This window comes from Actibacterium mucosum KCTC 23349 (assembly GCF_000647975.1).
GTDB lineage: Bacteria > Pseudomonadota > Alphaproteobacteria > Rhodobacterales > Rhodobacteraceae > Actibacterium > Actibacterium mucosum.
Genome location: NZ_JFKE01000004.1, coordinates 343189 through 365699, shown reverse-complemented (window position 1 = coordinate 365699; position 22511 = coordinate 343189). Strand labels below are relative to the sequence as shown.

20 protein-coding genes are annotated in these 22511 nt (G+C 62.5%); 10 read left to right on the top strand and 10 right to left on the bottom strand.

Annotation, left to right across the window (positions count from 1 at the left end):
* The first annotated feature begins 13 nt into the window (after nucleotides 1–13).
* The 6 genes from ACMU_RS11075 to ACMU_RS11050 all read left to right on the top strand — a co-directional run bounded on the left by ACMU_RS11075 (nucleotide 14) and on the right by ACMU_RS11050 (nucleotide 6453).
* On the top strand, nucleotides 14–541 hold the full coding sequence (locus ACMU_RS11075) for a CoxG family protein (protein ID WP_035259465.1): 528 nt from the start codon (nucleotides 14–16) through the stop codon (nucleotides 539–541).
* Nucleotides 542–565: 24 nt separating this feature from the next.
* Nucleotides 566–1054: a (2Fe-2S)-binding protein gene (locus tag ACMU_RS11070; protein WP_035259464.1), complete on the top strand. Its 489-nt coding sequence runs from the start codon at nucleotides 566–568 to the stop codon at nucleotides 1052–1054.
* 48 nt (nucleotides 1055–1102) lie between these two features.
* Nucleotides 1103–3472, top strand: a complete 2370-nt coding sequence (locus ACMU_RS11065) for a xanthine dehydrogenase family protein molybdopterin-binding subunit (RefSeq protein ID WP_035259462.1) — start codon at nucleotides 1103–1105, stop codon at nucleotides 3470–3472.
* A 17-nt stretch (nucleotides 3473–3489) separates the two neighbouring features.
* Nucleotides 3490–4275 (top strand): FAD binding domain-containing protein, encoded by a 786-nt coding sequence (locus tag ACMU_RS11060; protein ID WP_035259822.1) that lies wholly within the window; start codon nucleotides 3490–3492, stop codon nucleotides 4273–4275.
* Between the two features lie 411 nt (nucleotides 4276–4686).
* Nucleotides 4687–4998, top strand: a complete 312-nt coding sequence (locus tag ACMU_RS11055; protein WP_035259236.1) for a hypothetical protein — start codon at nucleotides 4687–4689, stop codon at nucleotides 4996–4998.
* A 171-nt stretch (nucleotides 4999–5169) separates the two neighbouring features.
* Nucleotides 5170–6453, top strand: coding sequence for a DUF3422 family protein (locus tag ACMU_RS11050; protein WP_035259460.1), 1284 nt, complete (start codon nucleotides 5170–5172; stop codon nucleotides 6451–6453).
* Here the strand turns inward: ACMU_RS11050 and ACMU_RS11045 are convergent, their stop codons facing one another.
* The 5 genes from ACMU_RS11045 to ACMU_RS11025 form a co-directional block, all read right to left on the bottom strand.
* A complete protein-coding gene (locus ACMU_RS11045) occupies nucleotides 6454–7410 on the bottom strand; it encodes an ABC transporter permease (protein ID WP_035259459.1) in 957 nt (318 codons plus the stop codon).
* On the bottom strand, nucleotides 7403–8410 hold the full coding sequence (locus ACMU_RS11040) for an ABC transporter permease (protein ID WP_035259457.1): 1008 nt from the start codon (nucleotides 8408–8410) through the stop codon (nucleotides 7403–7405). Before ACMU_RS11040 ends, ACMU_RS11045 begins: the two co-directional genes overlap by 8 nt.
* A 63-nt stretch (nucleotides 8411–8473) precedes the next feature.
* Nucleotides 8474–10189, bottom strand: a complete 1716-nt coding sequence (locus ACMU_RS11035) for a peptide ABC transporter substrate-binding protein (RefSeq protein ID WP_035259456.1) — start codon at nucleotides 10187–10189, stop codon at nucleotides 8474–8476.
* A 1-nt stretch (nucleotide 10190) separates the two neighbouring features.
* Nucleotides 10191–11249 (bottom strand): ABC transporter ATP-binding protein, encoded by a 1059-nt coding sequence (locus ACMU_RS11030; protein WP_035259455.1) that lies wholly within the window; start codon nucleotides 11247–11249, stop codon nucleotides 10191–10193.
* Nucleotides 11239–12246, bottom strand: a complete 1008-nt coding sequence (locus ACMU_RS11025; protein ID WP_035259821.1) for an ABC transporter ATP-binding protein — start codon at nucleotides 12244–12246, stop codon at nucleotides 11239–11241. The genes ACMU_RS11030 and ACMU_RS11025 overlap by 11 nt, the downstream gene beginning before the upstream one ends.
* Before the next feature lie 223 nt (nucleotides 12247–12469).
* Between ACMU_RS11025 and argE the strand changes: the two genes are divergently transcribed.
* Nucleotides 12470–13642, top strand: coding sequence for an acetylornithine deacetylase (argE, locus tag ACMU_RS11020; protein WP_035259454.1), 1173 nt, complete (start codon nucleotides 12470–12472; stop codon nucleotides 13640–13642).
* Between the two features lie 6 nt (nucleotides 13643–13648).
* Complete coding sequence (locus ACMU_RS11015; protein ID WP_035259453.1) at nucleotides 13649–14815, top strand: M20 aminoacylase family protein; 1167 nt, start codon at nucleotides 13649–13651, stop codon at nucleotides 14813–14815.
* A 34-nt stretch (nucleotides 14816–14849) separates the two neighbouring features.
* On the opposite strand, the gene moaA is transcribed toward ACMU_RS11015, so the two are convergent.
* Nucleotides 14850–15854, bottom strand: a complete 1005-nt coding sequence (gene moaA / locus ACMU_RS11010) for a GTP 3',8-cyclase MoaA (protein WP_035259451.1) — start codon at nucleotides 15852–15854, stop codon at nucleotides 14850–14852.
* Nucleotides 15855–15959: 105 nt separating this feature from the next.
* Here moaA and ACMU_RS11005 point away from each other — a divergent pair, with 105 nt between their 5' ends.
* Nucleotides 15960–16367 (top strand): hypothetical protein, encoded by a 408-nt coding sequence (locus ACMU_RS11005; protein ID WP_152544588.1) that lies wholly within the window; start codon nucleotides 15960–15962, stop codon nucleotides 16365–16367.
* Nucleotides 16368–16425: 58 nt separating this feature from the next.
* A complete protein-coding gene (locus ACMU_RS11000; protein ID WP_201769884.1) occupies nucleotides 16426–18015 on the top strand; it encodes an AMP-binding protein in 1590 nt (529 codons plus the stop codon).
* A 71-nt stretch (nucleotides 18016–18086) separates the two neighbouring features.
* Here ACMU_RS11000 and ACMU_RS10995 read toward each other — a convergent pair whose 3' ends face one another.
* From ACMU_RS10995 to glmU, 4 genes are read right to left on the bottom strand one after another with little or no spacing between them, the layout of a single operon-like run.
* On the bottom strand, nucleotides 18087–18764 hold the full coding sequence (locus ACMU_RS10995; protein WP_035259450.1) for a DNA alkylation repair protein: 678 nt from the start codon (nucleotides 18762–18764) through the stop codon (nucleotides 18087–18089).
* Nucleotides 18761–19306: a pyridoxamine 5'-phosphate oxidase family protein gene (locus tag ACMU_RS10990; protein ID WP_035259449.1), complete on the bottom strand. Its 546-nt coding sequence runs from the start codon at nucleotides 19304–19306 to the stop codon at nucleotides 18761–18763. The genes ACMU_RS10995 and ACMU_RS10990 overlap by 4 nt, the downstream gene beginning before the upstream one ends.
* On the bottom strand, nucleotides 19306–21114 hold the full coding sequence (glmS, locus tag ACMU_RS10985) for a glutamine--fructose-6-phosphate transaminase (isomerizing) (protein ID WP_035259448.1): 1809 nt from the start codon (nucleotides 21112–21114) through the stop codon (nucleotides 19306–19308). The genes ACMU_RS10990 and glmS overlap by 1 nt, the downstream gene beginning before the upstream one ends.
* Nucleotides 21115–21117: 3 nt before the next feature.
* A complete protein-coding gene (gene glmU, locus ACMU_RS10980; protein WP_035259446.1) occupies nucleotides 21118–22470 on the bottom strand; it encodes a bifunctional UDP-N-acetylglucosamine diphosphorylase/glucosamine-1-phosphate N-acetyltransferase GlmU in 1353 nt (450 codons plus the stop codon).
* Nucleotides 22471–22511: the final 41 nt, after the last annotated feature.

Here is a 22511-nt window from a genome sequence, read left to right as displayed (position 1 = left end):
TGGAGAGCCCCCGATGGAACTGATCGAATCCCGCGAAATTGCCGCCCCCCGTGACCAGGTTTGGGCCGCGCTGCTGGATGCAGAGGTTCTGAAAACCTGCGTGCCCGGCTGTGAAACCATGGAAGGCTCAGCCAGCGAAGGCTTTACCGCCGAAGTGGTGCAAAAGGTGGGCCCCGTAAAGGCGCGTTTCAAAGGTGCCGTTACCATCAGCGACGTGGTCGAGGGCCAAAGCTGCACCCTGTCGGGCGAAGGCAAGGGCGGCGCGGCGGGCTTTGCCAAGGGCGAGGCGCGCGTGACGCTGGCCGACAGTGAAACCGGCACGCTGCTCAGCTACGAGGTGAACGCCAAGGTGGGTGGCAAGCTGGCACAGCTGGGCAGCCGCCTGATCGATGGCTTTGCCCGCAAGATGGCCGATCAGTTCTTCGAACGTTTCCAGGCCACGGTTGAGGGACCGGCGGCCGACGAAGACCAACAGGACGACGCCGCCCCGGACGAGGGCGGCGAAAAGAAAGGGTGGCTAAAGCGGGTCATTTCCAGCTGACGCCACAATATCAGGGAGAGAGAGATGGCGACTATCACTATGACGGTGAATGGCAGCGAAGTTTCTGCCGAAGCCGAAGGGCGCACGCTGCTGTCGCAGTACCTGCGCGAAGGGCTGGGCATGACCGGCACCCATGTGGGCTGTGACACCAGCCAATGCGGGGCCTGCGTTGTGCATGTGAACGGGCAGGCGGTGAAATCCTGCACCATGTTCGCGGCCGAGGCTGCGGGGGCCGAGGTCACCACGGTTGAAGGCATGGCAAACGCCGATGGTTCGCTGGGTGTGATCCAGCAGGCGTTTCAGGACCATCACGGCTTGCAATGCGGGTTCTGCACGCCGGGCATGGTGATGTCGGCGGCCGCGCTGCTGAAAGACAACCCCAAGCCGACCGAGGCCGAGATCCGCGACTATCTCGAGGGCAATATCTGCCGCTGCACCGGCTATCAGAACATCGTGCGCGCCATCATGGCCGCCTCGGGCCAAGAAGTTCCGGGCGCCATCGCTGCCGAATAACCGACAGATTGCAAGGTGGGGCACCCCACCATCCAGGGAGGATACACCATGCCCAAAGACAGTGGCATCGGCGCCAGCAGCAAGCGGCGCGAAGACGTCCGGTTCTTGACCGGCAACGGCAACTATACCGACGACATCAACATCAACGGTCAGACCTATGCGCATTTCATCCGCTCGGATGTGGCGCATGGCACGATCAATTCCATCAACACCGCGGCCGCCGAGGCTATGGACGGCGTGATCAAAGTGTTCACCGCCGCCGATTTCGCCGCCGCCGGTGGCATCCCCTGCGGCTGGCAGATCACCGACCGTGACGGCAACGCGATGCAGGAACCCAAGCACCCGATCCTGGCCGAGGGCAAGGTACGCCACGTAGGCGATCCCATCGCCGTCGTGGTGGCCGAAACGCTTGAGGCTGCGCGCGACGCGGCTGAGGCGGTCGAGATCGACATCGACGAACTGCCTGCCGTGATCGACATGAAGGCCGCGCTGGACGATGGCGCCACCAAGGTGCATGACGACCTGACGTCGAACCTCTGTTTCGACTGGGGCTTTGTCGAGGAAAACCGCGAGGCCGTCGACGCCGCCTTTGCCGAGGCCGCGCATGTGACTTCGCTGGATCTGGTGAACAACCGTCTGGTGGCCAACCCGATGGAGCCGCGCGTGGCGATCGGCGACTATAACCGGTCCGATGACGAATACACGCTCTATACCACCTCGCAGAACCCGCATGTGATCCGGCTGTTGATGGGCGCCTTCGTGCTGTCGATCCCCGAACACAAGCTGCGCGTTGTGGCCCCCGATGTGGGTGGCGGTTTCGGCTCCAAGATCTACCACTACGCCGAAGAGGCGTTCTGCACCTTCGCCGCCAAGGTCCTCAACCGCCCGGTCAAGTGGACCTCGACCCGGGCCGAGGCGTTCGTGTCCGACGCCCATGGCCGCGACCACGTGACCAAGATCGAACTGGCGCTGGATGCAGACAACAAGTTCACCGCGATCCGCACCGAAACCTACGCCAATATGGGCGCTTATCTGTCCACCTTCGCCCCGGCCATCCCCACATGGCTGCACGGCACGCTGATGGCGGGCAACTACACCACGCCGCTGATCTATGTGAACGTCAAGGCGGTCTTTACCAATACCGTGCCGGTTGATGCCTATCGTGGCGCTGGCCGCCCCGAGGCGACGTTCCAGCTGGAACGCGTGATCGACAAGGCCGCGCGCGAACTGGGCGTTGATCCCGCCGAGCTGCGCCGCCAGAACTTCATCAAGCCCGATCAGTTCCCCTATGCCACGCCCGTGGCGGTGGAATACGACACCGGCGATTACGATGCGACGCTGGATAAGGTGCTGGAGCTTGGCGATTATAATGGCTTTGCCGCCCGCGCCGCCGAAAGTGCGGCCAATGGCAAGCTGCGCGGCATCGGACTGGCAAATTATATCGAGGCTTGCGGCATCGCACCCTCAAACCTCGTGGGACAGCTGGGCGCCCGCGCCGGTCTGTATGAAAGCGCCAAGGTCCGCGTGAACGCCACCGGCTCGATCAGCGTCTTCACCGGCAGCCACAGCCACGGTCAGGGCCACGAAACCACCTTTGCCCAGGTTGTGGCCGACATGATCGGCCTGCCCGAGGATCAGATCGACATCGTGCATGGCGACACCTCCAAAGTGCCGATGGGCATGGGCACCTATGGCTCGCGCAGCCTTGCGGTTGGCGGCTCGGCCATGGTGCGCGCCACCGAGAAGATCATCAACAAGGCCAAGAAAATCGCGGCCCACCTGATGGAAGCGGCCGAAGATGACATCGAACTGAAAGACGGTCAGTTCTCCGTCGCGGGTACCGATAAATCGGTGGCCTGGGGCGATGTGACCCTGGCAGCCTATGTGCCCCATAACTACCCGCTGGAAGATATCGAACCGGGGCTGGAAGAGACGGCGTTTTACGACCCCGCTAACTTCACCTATCCCTCCGGCTCGTATCTGTGCGAGGTCGAGGTTGACCCCGATACCGGCACGGTTGACGTGGTGGCCTTTACCGCGGCGGACGATTTCGGCAACGTCATCAACCCGATGATTGTCGAAGGTCAGGTGCAGGGCGGTCTGGCCCAGGGTATCGGCCAGGCCCTGCGCGAAAGCGCGGTCTATGACGACAATGGCCAGCTTCTGTCGGGCAGCTTCATGGATTACGCCATGCCGCGCGCCGATGACCTGCCGAACCTTGTGGTGGACCACTCGTCCTGCACGCCATGCACGCATAACCCGCTCGGTGTGAAAGGCTGTGGCGAGGCCGGGGCCATCGGCTCGCCGCCTGCCGTGGTGAACGCGGTGCTGGATGCGCTGAACCGCGCCGGCCATAAAGTAGACCATATCGACATGCCCGTTTCGCCCGCCCGTGTTTGGGCCGCGATGAACAGCTGATCCCGGAGGATAGCAAGATGCATAATTTTGACTTTGTAAGCCCCTCCACCGTCGAGGAAGCCGCCGCCGCCCTGCAAGGGGACGAGGCACAGGCGCTGGGCGGGGGGCAGACCCTGATCCCCACCATGAAACAGCGCCTCGCCGCGCCCACTACGCTGGTCAGCCTGACCGGTATTGCGGGCATGTCGGGCGTGTCGTCCGATGGCGGCGCGCTGACTATTGGCGGGGCCACCACCCATGCGACCGTGGCCGATCAGGCCGGGGCCTATCCGGCGCTGGCCGCGCTGGCCGGTGGTATCGGCGACCCAGCGGTGCGCAATCGCGGCACCATCGGTGGCAGCCTGGCCAATAACGACCCCTCGGCCTGTTACCCGTCGGCGGTTCTGGGCTCAGGCGCGACGGTTGTCACCAACACGCGCGAAATCGCGGCGGATGACTTCTTTGACGGAATGTTCACCACCGCGCTGGACGAGGGCGAGATCATCACCGCCGTGCGTTTCCCGGTGCCGCAGGCCGCCAGCTATCAGAAGTTCCTGCAGCCCGCCTCGCGCTTTGCCCTGACCGGCGTCTTTGTCGCGCAATACGCCGATGGCGTGCGCGTGGCGGTCACCGGCGCGTCCGAGGGCGGCGTCTTCCGCTGGTCCGAGGCCGAGGCCGCCCTGTCGGCTGATTTCTCGGCCGGTGCGCTGGACGGGCTGAGCGTTTCGGCCGACGGCATGATCGGCGATCTGCACGGCACGCCGGAATACCGTGCGCATCTTATCAAGGTGCTGACCAAGCGCGCGGTCTCCGCGGCCGCCTAAGCTCAAGGCCCCCGCCAAGGGCGGGGGCCCGTTCCGCCCCCAACCCAAATGTGCGCCTTGCGGCGCGAGTGATGTCTCGCGCGGCGCCTTGCGGCTTTGCGCTCGGGTTGGTGCTGTGTTGCGGGGGTCCTTTTTGGACGGAAAACTTGCGATTTTGGGCAGCGTGGGGTGGCAGAAGTTTAAACTTCGCGGATTCCGCCGGTGGAAAGTTGCAAGAAGAATTGCAAGTTTTGGTTCCTTTCCAATGGGTTACGTTTCAATGTAACACGGGCTCACGGGTATGTGTGCACACGTGCGCAGAAAAACGATGAAATTCCACCTTCCGCGCATTGAAGAACGGAACACCCCACCCCAAATGTCTCTCATCCAAGCGGGAAAGACCCGCGAGACCAAAATCAGATGGAGACTAAAATGACCAAATTCGCAACCGCCACCGCCCTGATCCTTGCTGCTGCTGCTCCGGCTTTTGCCGCCCCTTCGGCCGCCGACATTTTCGCCACGATCGAAGCCCAGGATGGCAGCAATAACAAAGGCTTGCTGACTTCTGTTTCGACCAAAGGTTCGGCTGCTGCTGACGCCGTTTTCGCCGTGATCGAAGCACAGGATGACAGCAACAACGACGGCCTGCTGGGCGCCGTTTCGACCAAAGGCAGCGACCGCGCAGCCGCCATCTTCGCAACGATCTATGCCGAAGATGACGACAACAACGAAGGCCTGAAGTAAGCTTCAGACCACCGCTCAACGGAAACAGGGGCCAAACGGCCCCTGTTTTTGTTTGTTTTAGGCTTCTGTACACATCGGTGTACCGTTAAGCGGTTGAAAACAAACAGAAAACAATTTACCTGAGCGCCAACATGCCGTAGGACGAATGCTGAACAAGCCGGATCCTGCCCCATGTCTTTGCGCAATCACCCTGATCGCTATGTCCTGACGAACGAGATTCATGCCCGCCCGTTTCCAACGATGGCGGCCCCGGGGCAGGCCTTGTTCCTGGCTCTGAAACCGACGCTCGACGCCGGCACTGTGGATGTGGATGCAGAACGTAAGCATTTGATATCCTTGCTGGATCGGTTTGGCGCGTCGCATCCCAATCCCGACGCCACGCACTATTCGGGAACCGTTGGTCGATACCAGTTGAAATGGGAATGCCATACCGAGTTCGTCAGTTACCTGATGTTTTCCGACCACCGCAGCGCCCGGGCATTTGACCCGCAGGAGTTCGAGGTGTTCCCCGACGACTGGCTGACCGAAGCACCGGGCATGCGCATTGCTTCGGGACATATTCGCGTGGAACAACGTGCGCTGGATGACGAAGAAATCCCGGCTCTGATGACCGATTGGTTTCAGGCGGAAAGCCTTGCCAGCGCGCGCATTCTGGATGACGCCGCCGTTGTAGCGTCGGATTTCCGGATGGATGCCGGCGGACATTGCCGATTTGCAGTTTTTGCAGACCCGTCAACCGGGCCCCGTCGGATCGGGCGTATCGTGCAGCGGCTGACCGAGATCGAGATCTACAAGACGGTGTCCATGCTGGGTCTGTTGAAGGCGCGTGCATTGGGAGGCGAGATTGCAGCGGTTGAACAACGGCTTGTTGGTCTGGTGGGCGGGCTTTCCGAAGCGCCTGCAGCAGCAGACGCAGCTTTGGCGGAACTGTTGGGCATCTCGGCCGATCTGGAGGCGATGACCGCGCGCACCGATTTTCGCTTTGGCGCCACCGAGGCGTATGAGGCCATTGTGCTGCAACGTATCAAGGTGCTGCGCGAGGAACGGTATCGCGGGTTGCAGACATTGTCGGAGTTCATGACCCGCCGGTACGACCCCGCGATGCGCACCGTGCGGTCCACCAAACAGCGCCTGCAACGCATGACCGAACGGGCTGGCCGCGCCGGGCAGTTGCTGCGCACGCAGGTCGACGTGGCGCGCAGCTCGCAAAACCAGGACCTGTTGGTCAGTATGGACCGCCGCGCCGATCTGCAGCTGCGGCTGCAAAAGACGGTCGAGGGGCTGTCGGTGGTGGCGATCTCGTATTACGCGGTCAGCCTGGCAGGATACCTGATTTATCCGCTGGCCGGGCCGCTGGGCCTGTCGAAGGGGACGCTGCTGGCGCTGATCGCACCGGTTGTCATTCTGGCCGTGTGGCTGATGGCGCGGCGCATCCGCCACGCCATCGAGAAGTGATCACCGCCCGCGGATGCGGGGATCAAGCGCGTCGCGCAGACCGTCACCGATATAGTTCACGCTGAGCACGGTGAACGAGATCGCCAGGCCGGGCCACAGCACCCGTTCGGGATAAAGCACCATCCGGTCGATCGCATCAAACAGCAGCCGGCCCCAGGTGGGGAAGTCCGGCGGAAAGCCAAAGCCCAGAAAGCTGAGCGCGCTTTCGGTGATGATTGCCTGCGCGATGCCCAGCGTTGCCGACACCATGATCGGCGACAGCACGTTGGGCAGGATATGGCGCAGGATCATCCGCCGGTTTGGTGTGCCGATGGAGCGGGCGGCCAGGATGAACTCGCGCTCTTTCAGCGCCAGCACATCGCCGCGCACAATCCGCGCGGTCTGCATCCAGCTGGTGAACCCGATCAGCACCACGATCAGCACGAAAATGCCGCCCTCGGGGCCAAAGGTGGCCGACAGAACCTCGCGGAACAACAGCACCGCCACCAGAATCAGCGGCAGCAGGGGCAGGGCCAAAAACAGGTCGGTCAGGCGCATCAGGATGCCATCGAGCCGTTTGAAATAGCCCGCCGTCACGCCGACCAGCGTGCCCAGAAACAGCGACAGCGCCATCGCGGCAAGGCCCACGGCGATGGATACCTGCCCGCCCGACAGCATCCGCGCCAGCGTGTCGCGGCCGATCTGGTCGGTGCCCAGCGGGTGCGCCCAGCTGACCTTGGCACCGCTGTCCCACAGCGCGGTGTAGATGGGCCGCATGTCCTTCAGACGGATGAAATCGCGGCCCGTGGGCACCAATGTCGGATCGTGCGGATAGATCAGCGGGCCCAGAAGCACGCTGAGGATGACCAGCAGGAAGAAGATTGCACCCCAGAAGGCACCGCCATGGGATCGGAACTGATCCCAGACATCCAGCCACTGATTGCGCGGCTTTTCGCGGCTTAGCGTGGCATCAGTCATAGCGGATCCTCGGGTCAAGAATGCCGTACAGAATATCGGCCACCAGGTTGAACAGCACGATCAGGATCGCGAAGATAAAGGTCAGCGTCTGCACCGTGGGCAGGTCGTTGCCCTGGATCGAGGTGATCAGCAGCTGGCCGATCCCGTTCACCTTGAACACCTGCTCGGTGATGATGGCGCCGCCAAATATGCCCGGCACACCCAACGCGATCACGGTCACCACCGGGATCATCGAGTTGCGCACCACGTGCAGCATGACCACCACGGCCTCGCCCAGCCCCTTGGCGCGCGCGGTGCGCACGTAGTCCTGGTTTAGGTTATCCAGCATCGAGGCCCGCATGAACCGGCTGATCTGCGCGGTGGTTTGCAGGGCCAGAACCATGACCGGCAGGAACATCTGGTTGATCTGTTTCTTGAAACTGGCCCAGTCGGTGACCTCGTGCGTGGTGTCATAGATCGACGGGAACCAGCCCAGCGAGACCGAGAAGATCACGATCATCAGCACGCCCGAGAAAAACGGCGGCACCGAAAAGCCGATCATCGACACGAAGGTGCCGGCCTGATCGAAGACGGAATATTGTTTGTAGGCGGAATAGATGCCGATCGGCAGGGCGATCAGAACACCGACGACATACGACATGCCCACCACCCACAGGGTCTGCGGCAGGCGTTCATAGACGATGTCCATGACCGGGCTGCGCGACTGCCAGCTGACAACGCGCAGCTTGTCCTCGGCAAAGCCGGTGCCAATCATCTGGTCAATCAGGTGCAGCGGTTCGATCCAGAAAAACTGGACCAGCCATTTGACGTAACGGATCGGGATGGGTTCCCCCAGCCCCAGCGCCTCGCGCATTTTCTGTTTCACTTCGGGTGGAACGGTCAGCGGAACCTGGGCCATCGGGTCACCCGGGGCCAGTTCCAGCAGCAGAAAGATCACCAACGAGATCAACAGCAGCGTCGGGACCGAGATCATCAGGCGTCGGATCGTGAATGTCAGCATGCGCGGTAGCCTTGGTCAGGAAAGGGTCGGCCCCGGCAGATATACCGGGGCCGACGCCGTCATTTAGTTGGTTTTGATACGATACCAGTCGGCAGCGTTCCAAATCTCGCTGTCCCAAACGTTCAGCTTCACGCCGCCAAGGCTGTTGGCGTGGGCCGACAGACGACCGCGGTGAACCAGCGGGATCATGCCGCCGTTCTGTACGATCATGTCGTTCAGGGCTTTGCCGATTTCGGCGCGCTCGTCGATGCCAGCCGTGGTGGCCAGCTTGGCGTGCAGCGCGTCATATTCCGGCATGCAGAAGCGCGAGATGTTCTCGCCCTGCCACTGCGACGCAGGCGAGGGAGCCTTGTCGCACAGACCGTTGCCCAGATAGGCCTGCGGGTCGGTGCCGTTGAAGGTGTTGGCGTACATTTCAACGTCGGCATAGAACTTCTGGAAGGTATCGGGCGAACCCGGGTCACCACCAAAGAAGACCGATGCATCCAGGTTGCGCAGCTCGGCTTCGATGCCGATCTCGGACCACCACTGCTTGATCAGCGCCTGGAAGTCCTGGCGCACGGCGTTGGTCGAGGTCTGGTACAGAACCTTCAGCGGCACACCGTCTTTTTCGCGCACGCCGTCACCATCGGTATCCACGATGCCAGCGGCATCCAGCATGGCGTTTGCGCCCGCGATATCCTGCACGTCGCAGGTCATCGAGGTCGAGTTGAACGCAGCCGGTGCCGGAACCCAGTTACAGGTCACTTTACCCGCTTTGCCATAGCCGATCTCGACCAGCAGCGGCCGGTCGATGGCCATCGACATGGCTTTGTAGACGGCCGGGTCACCCAGGAACGGGTGCGGCTTGATCACCGAACGCTCGTCCGGGCCAAGCGCCGGATCGGGGTTGGTGTTGTTCAGCATGATGCGTTCCACCAGCGGGCCAAAGCCTGCCACCGGGGTGCCTTTGCCGCCGGCTTCCATCTGTGCAATCACATCGGGGGCCAGCTGCAGGTTCCAGGCATAGTCGAACTCGCCCGTTTCCATCACGGCGCGACCTGCTGCGGTGGCGTCGCCGCCGCCTTTGAAGGTCAGCTTGCCAAAGGCGGGTTTGCCCGGCTCGCGATAGTTTTCGTTGGCGACCATGGTGATCACGTCATTGGTGCGGAATTCTTCCACAACAAACGGGCCGGTGCCGATCGGGTTAAAGTTCTGCTCGGTGCATTCGGGGGCCTTGGCGCCCATGCAATCGGCAAACTGTGCGGCCTGGATGATGGGGCTTTCGCCGCCAACAAACGGGCCATAGGGGTAGGGCGTCGGCTTTTCGAAGTTCACCACAACGGTCAGCGCGTCCGGCGTTTCCACCGACGAGACACCTTCGAACTTGGTCACCTGCGCACAGCCGCCCTCGGGGTGGGTGCAGTATTCATAGGTGAACTTGGCGTCGGCCGAGGTGAAGGCGGTGCCATCCGACCACACGATGCCCGGCGTGATTTTCCAGGTGATCGAGGTCAGGTCCTCGGACACGCCGCCATTGGCCACGGTCGGGATCTCGTCGACCAGCCACGGCACCAGCTCGCCGGTTTCGTTGAAACGGGCCAGCGGTTCGATGACCAGCGAGGCCGATTCAACATCCTTGGTCCCGCCCGACAGGAACGGGTTCAGGATCGAAGGCGCTTGCCAATAGATGATTTTGACTTCGCCGTCGCGGCCGCGGGCTTCGTGCCCGTCAGCCATCGCCATGGGGGCGAGGGTGACGGCAGCAGCCGCGCCCCAAAGGGCTGTCTTGATATACATTTTACTCTCCTTGTTGGTCGCTCTTTTGAGCCTCTTGTGCCACGGTATTGTCCGCAGTCATCGTTGTTGTCTGGGTGTACAGATGGCAGGCCGTGAAATGGCCCGGTGCCAGTTCGACCGTGGTGGGATCCACGGTTTTGCAGATCTCCATCACCTTCGGGCAGCGCGTGCAGAAGTTGCAGCCCTGCGGCGGGTTGGATGGCGAGGGCACGTCGCCCGTCAAAATGACCCGTTCCTTGCGGTTTTCCACCGATGGGTCGGGGTCGGGCACGGCCGACAGCAGCGCCTCGGTATAGGGGTGTTTGGGCGTGGCATACAGCGCGTCGCGGGGCGCCAGTTCCACCACTTTGCCCAGATACATTACCGCCACGCGGTCGGCGATATGGCGCACCATCGACAGGTCGTGGCTGATGAACAGATAGGTCAGGCCCAGCTTGTCTTGCAGCTCTTCCAACAGGTTCACCACCTGAGCCTGGATCGATACGTCCAGCGCGGCGATAGGCTCGTCGCAGACAATGAATTTGGGGTTCAGCGCCAGGGCACGGGCGATGCCGATCCGCTGACGCTGACCGCCCGAGAACTCATGCGGATAGCGGTTGGCGAAATCGCGGTTCAGGCCCACCGCATCCATCAGCTCGTGCACGCGGGCCAGTTTGTCGACGTCCGACAGGTCGGTGTGTTCTTCCAGCGGTTCGGAAATGATCCGCGCCACGGTCATACGCGGGTTCAGGCTGGCCTGCGGATCCTGGAACACCATCTGCATCATGGGGCGATACCCGCGCAGGGTCTGCTGATCCATCGTGCCGATCTCGATCCCGTCGATGGTCACCGTGCCCTCGGTGATGTCGTAAAGGCGCAGCACCGCGCGCCCGCAGGTCGACTTGCCGCAGCCGCTTTCGCCGACAAGGCCCAGCGTTTCGCCTTCGAAGACGTCGAAACTGATGTCATCAACCGCTTTTACCTCGCCCGTCCGGCTGCGCAGAACGCCCGAGTAGATCGGGAAATGCATCTTGAGGTTTTTGACCTCAACCAATTTGCGGCGGGCAGTGTCATCCAGCATCGCGCGGCCCCTCGGTTGCAGGGTTCCAGAAACAGGCGGCGTCATGGCCGGGGCCAACAGTGACGCGTGCCGGGTTTTCGCGATCGCATCGCGCAAAGGCGTGGCCACAGCGCGCCCGGAACGGGCAGGCGGACGGCGCATCGACCAGAATGGGCGGCTGCCCTTCGATCACGCGCAGCTTTTCCGACCGCTCGCCAGATACCGATGGTACGGTCTGCAACAGCGCGCGGGTATACGGGTGCTGGGGGTTGGCAAACAGCTCGCGCACGGGGGCCTGTTCAACCACCTGGCCGCCATACATCACCATCACCCGGTCGGCGATGCCCGCGATCACACCCAGATCGTGGGTGATCCAGATCACCGCCATGCCCAGTTTCTCGCGCAGCTCTTTCATTAACTCCAGGATCTGCGCCTGGATCGTCACATCCAGCGCCGTGGTCGGCTCGTCCGCGATCAGAACGTCCGGGTCGCAGGCCAGCGCGATGGCGATCATCACCCGTTGCCGCATACCGCCGGAAAACTGATGCGGATAGTCGCGCAGCCGGCGCCGCGCATCGGGGATACCCACCAGCTCCAGCAACTCAACCGCCCGTGTCCGCGCCTCGGACTTGGACAGACCCATATGTTTGCGCAACGGCTCGCAGATCTGAAAGCCCACGGTGAACACCGGGTTCAACGAGGTCATGGGGTCCTGGAAGACAAACCCGATGCGGCTGCCGCGCAGCTTGCGCAGCCGGTCTTCCCCAATTTTCAGAAGGTCTTCGCCTTCGAACACCACGCTTCCGCCGCGAATCTCGGCGGGAGGTGTCGGTAAAAGGCCGATCAGCGACATCATGGTCACCGACTTGCCAGAGCCGCTTTCCCCAACAACACCCAGCAATTCGCCGGGCTTCAGGTCAAAGCTGACCGAGTTAACTGCGTGCACTTCGCCGGACCGTGTCAAGAACACGGTTTTGAGGTCCTTGACATCAAGGACAGGCACACCCCCATCGGGCATGAGAACTCCCTGGTTCTTATCGTTGTTCATTTACGACCAAGGTCGTTTCGCCCTGGCTCAGAAATAATTGTTAGCAGGAATTTTTTACCTCACAATCAATATCTGAGCGAATTCCGTTCCGGCGGGCGTTTTTTTGATCAAACGTTCAATTGATGTGCGCCACGGCTTGACCTCTGCTCGCTTCCGCAGCAACCTGACGGCGATTTCGTTACCGGAGCTTTGGATGACTGTTCGCCTGAACCCTAGGCAACTTGTTGAAAAACTTGTGTCTTTTCCCACTGTCAGCCGTGATGGCAACATCGGGTTGATTACGTGGGTCGCCGACTACCTTGCCAGTCATGGGGTTGCCTCCACACAGGTGCCAGACGCCCAAAATCCTGAAAAAGCGGCGCTTTATGCCCATGTCGGCCCCATGGTTGAAGGCGGTGTGGTCCTGTCGGGTCACACGGATGTGGTTCCGGTTGATGGGCAGGATTGGGGCACGGACCCGTTCAAAGTGACGGAAATCGATGGCAAATTGTATGGGCGCGGCACCGCAGATATGAAAGGATTCGACGCGTTGGCCATCTGGGCCATGGTCGAAGCCCACCACCTGGGAATCACCCGTCCACTTCAATTGGCCCTCAGCTATGACGAAGAGATTGGCTGTACCGGTGCACCACCGATGATCGACGCAATGGTGAACGATGCAGGCCTGCCGCGCGCCGAGCTGGTGATCGTGGGCGAGCCGTCCGAGCTGAAGGCAGTGACCGGTCACAAGGGCGGGCTTGGCTTTGTCGTTGATGTGAAAGGGTTCGAGGTGCATTCGTCCCTGATGCATACCGGCGTGAACGCGATCATGGAGGGGGCCAAGCTGATCAACTGGGCCAACGCGCGGAACGCCGACAGCATGGCCGCCACGCCAGCGCCGATGGCCGCCGTGTTTGATCCGCCCTGGACCACCGTGCATACTGGCACAATCTCGGGCGGCACCGCGCATAACATCACCGCGGCCGATTGCCGGTTCGGGCTGGATTTCCGCTTTGTCCCCGGCGACGATTCCGCGGATTGGGTGGCGACACTGAACACCGAGGTTGCGCGGCTGGAGGCCGCGATGAAAGCCATCCGCCCCGAGGCCGGCATCACCATGACCGAGCGGTTCAGCGTGCCTCCGCTTACCCCCGAAGAAAACGGCCCGGCCGAGGCCTTGGTGCGTCAGTTGACCGGGGATAACGGAACCCATGTGGTCAGCTACGCGACCGAGGCCGGCCAGTTTCAGGAACGCGGCTATTCCGCCGTGGTCTGCGGGCCGGGCAATATCGAACAAGCCCACCAACCCGACGAATTCATAACGATCGAACAGTTCGAAGCGGGGCAGGCCTTCCTGTCCCGGCTGCTCGACACCCTCAAGGAGTAAAGAGAGATGCCCGTCAAGAACCGTATCGCCGAGATGCAGCCCGAAATCGCCACCTGGCGACAGGATTTCCACGAACATCCCGAATTGCAGTTTGACACGCACCGGACCTCGGGCCGGGTTGCGGAGCTGCTGAAAGAGTTCGGCTGCGACGAGGTGGCCGAAGGCATCGGCCGCACCGGCGTGGTGGCCGTGATCAAGGGCAAGACCGACAATTCGGGCAAGGTGATCGGGCTGCGCGCCGATATGGACGCGCTGCCGATTCTAGAGGCGACCGGGGTGGACTATGCCTCGAAAACCCCCGGCAAGATGCATGCCTGCGGCCATGACGGCCACACTGCGATGCTGCTGGGTGCCGCGAAATACCTGGCCGAAACGCGCAATTTCGACGGCACCGCCATCATGATCTTTCAGCCCGCCGAAGAAGGCGGCGGCGGCGGTGACGAGATGGTCAAGGACGGCATGATGGAACGTTTCGGCATCCAGGAGGTGTATGGCCTGCACAACATGCCGGGCCTGCCGGTGGGCCAATTCGCCATTCGCCCCGGTGCGATCATGGCCGCCGCGGATGAGTTTGAAGTGACGGTCACGGGCAAAGGTGGCCACGCCGCCAAGCCGCATGACTGCATCGACACCACCGTGGTGGCCAGCCATATCGTCATCGCCCTGCAGACCGTCGCGGCCCGCGTGGTGGACCCGATGAAACAGGTGGTGCTGTCGACCTGTGTGTTCAAAACCGAAGGCGAGGCGCATAACGTGATCCCGCAGACGGTTTACCTGCGCGGCACGGTGCGCACCATGGATGCCGAGGTGCAGGACCTTGTGATCGAAAAGATGCAGGCCATCATCGAAGGCACCGCGGCGGCCCATGGGGCTGTGGCCGAGCTGACCTATCACCGCGGGTATCCGGTGACGGTCAACGCCGAAGAGCAGACCGCGTTTGCCGCCGACGTGGCCCGCAAGGTCGCCGGATCGGTGGATGATGACACCGCGCCGCTGATGGGGGCCGAAGATTTCAGCTTCATGCTGAACGCCCGCCCGGGGGCCTATATCTTCATGGGCAACGGCGACACGGCCATGGTGCACCACCCCGAATACAATTTCGACGACGAGGCCATTCCGGCCGGCAGTTCCTATTGGGCCGAGATCGTCGAAACGCGGATGCCCGCCGCCTAAGTCATCGGCGCCGCGCCCTAAAACAGGGCGCGGGTCAGCCGCCTGTATGCGACATGTGGCGGCTCATCTGACCATCGGCCTGTTGGCGCGAATAGTCGAAATCGTGACCTTTGGGTTTCAGACCGATGGCTTTGTGGATGGCCTCGATCAGCGGGCCGTCGCTTTCGCTTGACCGCAGGGGTTCGCGCAGGTCGGCCATGTCTTCCTGACCCAGGCACATGTACAACTCGCCCGTGCAGGTCATCCGCACCCGGTTGCAGCTTTCGCAGAAATTGTGACTCAGTGGCGTGATGAATCCGATCTTCTGACCGGTTTCATTCAACTGCACATATCGCGCCGGCCCGCCGGTGCGTTCAGCCAGATCGGTTAACGTGTAATGTTGCGCAAGTTGCGCACGCACGTCATCCAGCGACCAGAATTGCCCCACGCGGTCGGTTTCACCCATGTCGCCCATGGGCATAACTTCGATCCAGGTCAGGTCCATGTCGCGGCTGGCGCACCACTCGGTAATCTCCAGCAGTTCTTCTTCGTTGAACCCTTTCAGCGCCACGGCGTTGATCTTAACCCGCAGCCCGGCCTTTTGCGCCGCGTCGATCCCTTTCAGCACCTGCGGCAGGCGACCCCAACGAGTGACGCGGGCAAACTTTTCGTCATCCAATGTGTCCAGCGACACGTTCACCCGCCGCACCCCGGCGGCGTACAGGTCGTCGGCAAACCGCGCCAGTTGCGAGCCGTTCGAGGTCAGCGTCAGTTCTTTCAGAGCACCGCTTTCCAGGTGCCGGGTCATGCCGTCAAAGAAGGTCATGATCCCCTTGCGCACCAACGGCTCGCCGCCAGTGATGCGCAGTTTTTCAACGCCCAGACCCACAAAGGCCGAACACATCCGGTCCAGCTCTTCCAGCGTCAACAGCTCTTTCTTGGGCAGAAAGGTCATGTTTTCCGACATGCAATAGACACAACGGAAATCGCAGCGGTCTGTCACCGACACCCGAAGGTAGGTGATCGCGCGGGCGAACGGGTCAATCAGACGAGGTTCCATCCTGCCAAGATAGGGTAGGGCAGACCTTACCACAAGCAAATGTGGCTCGGCCAACTTACAACTTTCGGCTAGGATGGTGCAGAGTTTTGAAAGGAAGCGATGGCCATGAAACTGAAATCCAGTGTCCTGATCTGTGCGGCGTTTTGCTTGGCTGCATGTGATCCGATTGCACCATTGGCCCCGCCACCTGTCGAGGATGCCCCGTCGGACACACCGATTCAATTGTTCGACGCCGAGGCCGCAGCGGAAGAGGCCGCAGTGGCTGTGCCCACCGGCCCTCAGACGTCGGTTGCGGGGCTGGGCGACGTTGCGGCGCCGGGTCTTTGGGCGGCAACCTCTCTGGTCGTGGCACCGCAATCCGGCACGGTGACCTATTTGGCGACGGGCGCGTCTGTCACGGTGCAGCTGCGCCCCCTGGCGGGCGAGGGTGGCACACAATTGTCGCTGGCCACGTTCCAGGCATTAGGTGCACCGATCACCGAACTGATCGAGGTTCGGATCGCAGTGCAATAGGTTGACTGGCGCGCACTTTCCCGCATTCTGAACACCTGTTCAATTCCGGGGAGGACGGATGCGCCAGATCCTGCCGCAAGGCCAGACATGGGACCAGATGATGGCCAGTTTCCGCTGGCCGCGCCCCGAGTATTTCAACATAGCTGAACGGTGCTGTGACAGCTGGGCGGACGAAGATCCGGGCCGGGTTGCGTTGATCGATGCCTCGGACGGGGACCGCGTGTGGACCTATGGTGCGCTGCGAGACGCCTCGGACCGCTTGGCCAGCATGTTTGCAGGGCAGGGGATCGGTAAGGGCGACGTGATTGCCGTGTTGCTGCCACAAGGGCCGGCCGTTTTGGTGGCGCATTTTGCTGCCTACAAGCTTGGCGCGGTGGTGTTGCCGCTGTTTTCGCTCTTTGGACCGGACGCGTTGCAATACCGGTTAAGCGACAGCCGTAGTCGGCTGGTGATTGCCGACAACGAAGGGGCCGCGAAGGTGGCCGGTATACGCGATGCTTTACCGGATTTGCGCGGGGTTATGTCGGTCGAAGAACGGTTCTGGGAGGCGATCACTGCCGCGCCGCCGATTTCTGCAGCGGTACAAACCCGGGCCGAGGATCCGGCGGTTCTGATCTATACCTCGGGCACCACCGGGGCGCCCAAGGGCGTGCTGCACGCGCATCAATTCCTGCTGGGCCATCTGCCGTCGATCGAGCTGACCCACCGGCGGTTCCCGCAGCCCGGCGATTGCGGTTGGACCCCGGCGGATTGGGCCTGGATCGGCGGGCTGATGGATCTGGCGATGCCGTGCCTTTACTACGGTGTGCCGCTGGTCAGCCAGCGGATGCGCAAATTCGACGCAACCGCGGCCTGGGACCTGATTGCGCGGTTGCGGGTGCAGAACCTGTTTTTGCCGCCCACGGCACTGAAGCTGATGCGGCAGGTGCCGGTGCCTTCTGGTGTTCAGGTGCGCTCGATCACCTCGGGGGGCGAGGCGTTGGGGGCCGAGCTGCTGGCCTGGGGGCGGGATGCGCTGGGGGTGGAGATCTCGGAGATTTACGGCCAGACCGAATGCAACCTTGTGGCGGCCTCGGTTCCCGGCGAAATGGTGGCGCGGCCCGGGGCGCTGGGCCGGGCGGTGCCGGGTTTTGTGCTGAGCCTGCGCGATGCAGATGGCGCAGTTGTGGCGCCGGGGCAGCTGGGCGAGATCTGCGTGCGGCGCGGCCCGCCCGATATGATGCTGGAATACCTGAACAAACCCGCGGCGACGGCTGGGAAGTTTCACGGCGACTGGCTGCGCACTGGCGATATGGCGGTTGAAGGTGCGGACGGGTTGCTGACCTTTGTGGCGCGCGACGATGACGTGATCACCTCGGCCGGCTACCGGATTGGCCCGGCCGAGATCGAGGCGGCGCTGGGCGCGCATCCGGATGTGGTGATGGCCGGCGTGGTTGGCGCGCCGGACGCCGCGCGCACCGAGATTGTGGTGGCCCATGTGGTGTTACGCGACGGCGTGGCGCGGGACGGGCTGGAGGAGGTGCTGCGCGATTGGGTGGCCCAGCGGGTCAGCCCGCATGTGGCGCCGCGCCGGGTTGTCTGGGCCGAGAGCCTGCCGATGACGGCCACGGGCAAGATTTTGCGGCGGGCGTTGCGACAACCAGATTGAGCGCCTTGCGGCGCACATGATATCTCGCGCCTCGGCCATCCGGCCTCGGACGCTCGGGCGGGCGCCCGGGATCAGAGGTATTTTGCCGCCTCTTTCCGCGCGAAGGGTTTCAGCGTGTCGCCATGGGTGGCCAGGAAAGCGCGGGTGCGGGTGGGGTCGTGTTTGGACAGGTCGCGCAGCCACCATGCCACCGCTTTCTGGATGAACCATTCGGGATCGGTCACGTAAGTGGCGGCCCAGCCCAGGATACGGTCGCGGGCGGCCAGGTCGGCGGGTTTGGGGTTGTTCTGCTTGGTCCAGGGCAGGGTGATGACCAGTGCGGCGCGGCGGGTCCACATATGGGGCGAGGTGGTCCAGCCCTCGACCGTATCAAGGCGGGTGGGATCGGCAACAAGGCGTTTTTGGCCCGCCATACAGGCGTGATCGGCGATGGCCCAGCTGTCGAAATCGGGGACCCAGCTTTGGATCAGGTTCCAGGCGGCGTGGTCATCGGGGCGCAGGCGCGCCTGGGTCAGCAGTTTGGCCGCGGTAATGCGGGCCTCGAAGATATCTGTTTGCCACAGGGCATCGGCCAATTCCACGCGCGTCGGCACATCCAGCGATTGGCGCCAAGTCTTCGTCAGCTCATTGATCGCCGGGTTGGGGATGCCGATTACGTCGCGGTTTTGCTTGTGGTAAGCGGCCATCTGTTCGGCCCGGCCGGGTTCAGCCAAGGCTCGCAGGGCGGTCAGGGCGTCATCTGGTGTCACGGGTCAACAATGCCGGTGGGGTAGCCGTCGATCGTGGTCTGGTTGCGGGTTTCCCAATAGTCGGCGATGCCGTCAGGGCCCTTGTCCTCGGCCCATTTGCGCAGCACCGGGCGATCCTCGCGGAAATCCATGAAGGGCACCGCATAGCCGCAGGAGGTCTGCACCATCTCAACATCCATGTCATAGATCTGACGCGCACCCAACAGGTCGGGCAGTTGGTCGGCCAGACCGGCCCAGTCGTCGTCGCGCGGGTGGATGGTGCGTGCGGTGCCATAGGCGCGCATGATCACCGGCCGGGTGGTGTACGAGCACCACATCACCGTCATCCGGTTTTTCAGCGCAAGGTGCCCGGCGGTCTCGTTGCCCGACCCGGTGACGTTCAGCCAGATCAGCCGGTTGGGAGTCAGGATGCGCAGGCTGTCCATCCCTTTGGGCGAGATGTTCACCCGGCCCTCGGGGCCAGCGGTTCCGACGAAATACATGTGCTGTTCGCCGACGAACTTTATGTGGCTGTCTTCGAACCCTTTGAATTGCTTGCCCATTATTCCACCGTTACTGATTTTGCCAAATTTCGGGGCTGGTCCACATCGGTGCCTTTGGCCACCGCTGTGTGGTAGGCCAGCAGTTGAACCGGTATCGTGTAAAGGATCGGGGCCAATGTCGGATGCACGCGCGGCAGGGTCAAGGTGCGCCACGCGTCTGCGCCGAACTCGTTGATCCCGGCCTCGTCCGAGATCAGGACAACCTTGCCGCCGCGCGCCAGCACTTCCTGCATGTTCGACACGGTTTTGTCGAACAGCCGGTCGCGCGGGGCCAGAACGATCACCGGCACGTGTTTGTCGACCAGCGCAATGGGCCCGTGTTTCAACTCGCCGGCTGCGTAGCCTTCGGCGTGGATATAGCTGATCTCTTTCAGCTTCAGCGCGCCTTCCAGCGCGATGGGATAAACCGCACCACGGCCCAGAAACAGCACATCGCGCGCCTCCGCCAGGCCGCGGCTGATCGATTGCACGTTGTCCGGCGCATCCAGAACGACGTTCAGGATGCCCGGCAAAGCGCGCAGCCCGTCGATCAACCCTTCGGCCAGTATTTTCCCACGGTCCTGTGCGGCCTTGGCAGCCATCATCAGCAGGATGGCCAATTGGTTGGTGAAGGCCTTGGTTGAGGCCACCGAGACCTCGACCCCGGCGCGGATCGGCAGCACCACGTCGGCCTCACGCGCGATGGAGCTTTCGGGCACGTTCACGATGGCGGCAATGGTTGCGGCCTTGCCCGCGGTATAGCGCAGGGCGGCCAGCGTGTCGGCGGTTTCACCGCTTTGGCTGAGGTAAAGCGCCAGGGTGCGGTCGCCAACGGGTGGTTCGCGGTACCGGTATTCCGAGGCCACGTCGACCTCGACTGGCATGCCAGCCACGGTTTCGAACCAGTTCTTGGCGGTTTTGCAGGCGTAATAGCCGGTGCCGCAGGCCACCATCAGCACCCGGTCATAGTCCGCGAAATTCAGATCGCCGGGCAAGGTTATGGTGTTATCCGCGCCGATATAGTTGGCGATAAGATCAGCCAGCAAGGCAGGTTGTTCGGCGATCTCCTTGGCCATGAAATGTTTGTGGCCGGCTTTGTCCACGCGGGTGTTGCCGATCTCGATCACCTTGATATCGCGATTGGTCTGATTGCCTTCGGCGTCAAAAACCTGTGCGCCGGCGCGGGTGATGACGGCGTGGTCACCTTCCTCCAGATAGGCGATGCGGTTGGTCAGTGGTGCCAGTGCAATGGCATCCGACCCCACGAACATCTCGCCCTTGCCGTATCCGATCGCCAGAGGCGAGCCTTTGCGTGCACAGATCAGCAAGTCTTCTTGATCGTCAAACAGGAAACACAGGGCAAACGCGCCTTCGAGCCGTGCCAGCGTGGCTTGCGCCGCCGCTTTGGGATTGCCGGTTTCGGACAGGTAATGTTGGGCAAGCAAGGCCACAACTTCGGTGTCGGTTTCGGTCTCGGCTTTCAGGCCGTGTGTGGCCAGCTCGTCGCGCAGCTCGCGGAAGTTTTCGATAATGCCGTTATGGACAACGGCCACCGGTCCCGCTTTGTGGGGATGCGCGTTGCCGACATTCGGTGCCCCATGCGTGGCCCAGCGTGTGTGGCCGATCCCGGCCTTGCCCGGCAGCGGTTCATGCACCAGGAGGTCGCTAAGGTTAACCAGCTTGCCCACGGCGCGGCGACGATCGAGCTTGCCGCCGTTTACCGTTGCAATCCCGGCACTGTCATAGCCGCGATATTCCAGCCGTTTCAGTGCTTCCACAAGGATGGGGGCGGCTTCGTGATCGCCCAGAACGCCAATGATCCCGCACATGACTCACCCCTCCTTGTTGCGTTTGGCTTTGAGCGCGCGCAGCCGGTCGAACATCCTCACTGCAAGCCCCGCCTTGGTCTCCTGCCGCGCCCGGCCAACGGCCAACGCTCCGTCAGGTACATCGGCCGTGATGACCGAGCCCGAGGCCGTCATTGCCGCGTCTCCGATCGTGACCGGGGCAACAAGCATGGTGTTCGAGCCGATAAAGGCGTTCGCGCCGATCTCTGTTCGGTGTTTGAACACACCGTCATAGTTACAGGTGATCGTGCCCGCGCCGACATTCGTGGCCGCCCCAACCGAAGCATCGCCGATATAGCTCAGGTGGTTCACCTTGGCGCCTTCGGCCAGGGTGGCGTTCTTGACCTCGACAAAATTGCCGATCCGCACGTTTTCCTCCAGCTCGGCGCCGGGGCGCAGGCGGGCATAGGGGCCAACGATGGCGCCGCGGGCCACGTGGCAGCCCTCCAGATGCGAAAAGGCGCGGATCGTGGCGCCGCTTTCCACCGTGACACCGGGGCCAAACACCACGTTGGGCTCAACCACCGCATCGCGGCCTAAAACCGTGTCAAAGGCGAAATGCACCGTGTCGGGCGCCATCAGCGTCACGCCATCGGCGGCGGCCTGGGCGCGGGCTGTGGCCTGAAATATGGCCTCGGCCGCAGCCAGTTCCGGGCGCGAATTGATGCCCAGCGTTTCGGCTTCGTCGCACCGCACCACACCGGCGCTCAGACCGCGGGCGCGGGCCAGGCCCACAACCTCGGTCAGATAATACTCGCCTGCCGCATTGTCGTTGCTCAGGTCGCCCAGCAGCGCACGCAGAACGCCGGCATCCGCTGCGATAACGCCAGAATTGCAAAGGGTTATGGCGCGTTCCTCATCTGAAGCGTCCTTGAATTCCACAATCGCCTGCAGATCGTCGCCATCCATCACCAACCGGCCATAGCGGCCCGGATCGGCGGCCTCGAACCCCAGCACAACCACGTCATGGCGTGCGCGCGCCTCGGTCATGGCTTGCAACGTTTCTGTCCTCACGAAGGGCGTGTCGCCAAACAGCACCATCGCATCGCCTTCAAACCCGTCCAGTGCCGGCATCGCCTGCGCCGCAGCGTGACCGGTGCCCAATTGCTCGGCCTGTACCACGGTGTCGATGTCTTCGGCAAAGTCGCGGGCCGAGGCCTCTACCGCATCGGCCCCGTGCCCGGTCACGACAATCTGTTTCTCCGCCCCGAAGGTCTGCCCACATCGCAGCGCGTGCCACAAAAGCGGCGCCTGCGCCAGAGGGTGCAGAACCTTGGGCAATTCGGAGTTCATCCGCGTGCCTTTGCCGGCCGCCAAAAGGATTAATGCAGTGGGCATACGATGCTCTTTCAATTCTTGTTGCCTCCTTTTATCCCGGT

Bases quoted from the DNA above. Each gene is read 5' to 3' on its own strand.
- ACMU_RS11075 (WP_035259465.1), top strand. From the start codon at position 14: ATGGAACTGATCGAATCCCGCGAAATTGCCGCCCCCCGTGACCAGGTT.
- ACMU_RS11070 (WP_035259464.1), top strand. From the start codon at position 566: ATGGCGACTATCACTATGACGGTGAATGGCAGCGAAGTTTCTGCCGAA.
- ACMU_RS11065 (WP_035259462.1), top strand. From the start codon at position 1,103: ATGCCCAAAGACAGTGGCATCGGCGCCAGCAGCAAGCGGCGCGAAGAC.
- ACMU_RS11060 (WP_035259822.1), top strand. From the start codon at position 3,490: ATGCATAATTTTGACTTTGTAAGCCCCTCCACCGTCGAGGAAGCCGCC.
- ACMU_RS11055 (WP_035259236.1), top strand. From the start codon at position 4,687: ATGACCAAATTCGCAACCGCCACCGCCCTGATCCTTGCTGCTGCTGCT.
- ACMU_RS11050 (WP_035259460.1), top strand. From the start codon at position 5,170: ATGTCTTTGCGCAATCACCCTGATCGCTATGTCCTGACGAACGAGATT.
- ACMU_RS11045 (WP_035259459.1), bottom strand. From the start codon at position 7,410: ATGACTGATGCCACGCTAAGCCGCGAAAAGCCGCGCAATCAGTGGCTG.
- ACMU_RS11040 (WP_035259457.1), bottom strand. From the start codon at position 8,410: ATGCTGACATTCACGATCCGACGCCTGATGATCTCGGTCCCGACGCTG.
- ACMU_RS11035 (WP_035259456.1), bottom strand. From the start codon at position 10,189: ATGTATATCAAGACAGCCCTTTGGGGCGCGGCTGCTGCCGTCACCCTC.
- ACMU_RS11030 (WP_035259455.1), bottom strand. From the start codon at position 11,249: ATGCTGGATGACACTGCCCGCCGCAAATTGGTTGAGGTCAAAAACCTC.
- ACMU_RS11025 (WP_035259821.1), bottom strand. From the start codon at position 12,246: ATGCCCGATGGGGGTGTGCCTGTCCTTGATGTCAAGGACCTCAAAACC.
- argE (WP_035259454.1), top strand. From the start codon at position 12,470: ATGACTGTTCGCCTGAACCCTAGGCAACTTGTTGAAAAACTTGTGTCT.
- ACMU_RS11015 (WP_035259453.1), top strand. From the start codon at position 13,649: ATGCCCGTCAAGAACCGTATCGCCGAGATGCAGCCCGAAATCGCCACC.
- moaA (WP_035259451.1), bottom strand. From the start codon at position 15,854: ATGGAACCTCGTCTGATTGACCCGTTCGCCCGCGCGATCACCTACCTT.
- ACMU_RS11005 (WP_152544588.1), top strand. From the start codon at position 15,960: ATGAAACTGAAATCCAGTGTCCTGATCTGTGCGGCGTTTTGCTTGGCT.
- ACMU_RS11000 (WP_201769884.1), top strand. From the start codon at position 16,426: ATGCGCCAGATCCTGCCGCAAGGCCAGACATGGGACCAGATGATGGCC.
- ACMU_RS10990 (WP_035259449.1), bottom strand. From the start codon at position 19,306: ATGGGCAAGCAATTCAAAGGGTTCGAAGACAGCCACATAAAGTTCGTC.
- glmS (WP_035259448.1), bottom strand. From the start codon at position 21,114: ATGTGCGGGATCATTGGCGTTCTGGGCGATCACGAAGCCGCCCCCATC.
- glmU (WP_035259446.1), bottom strand. From the start codon at position 22,470: ATGCCCACTGCATTAATCCTTTTGGCGGCCGGCAAAGGCACGCGGATG.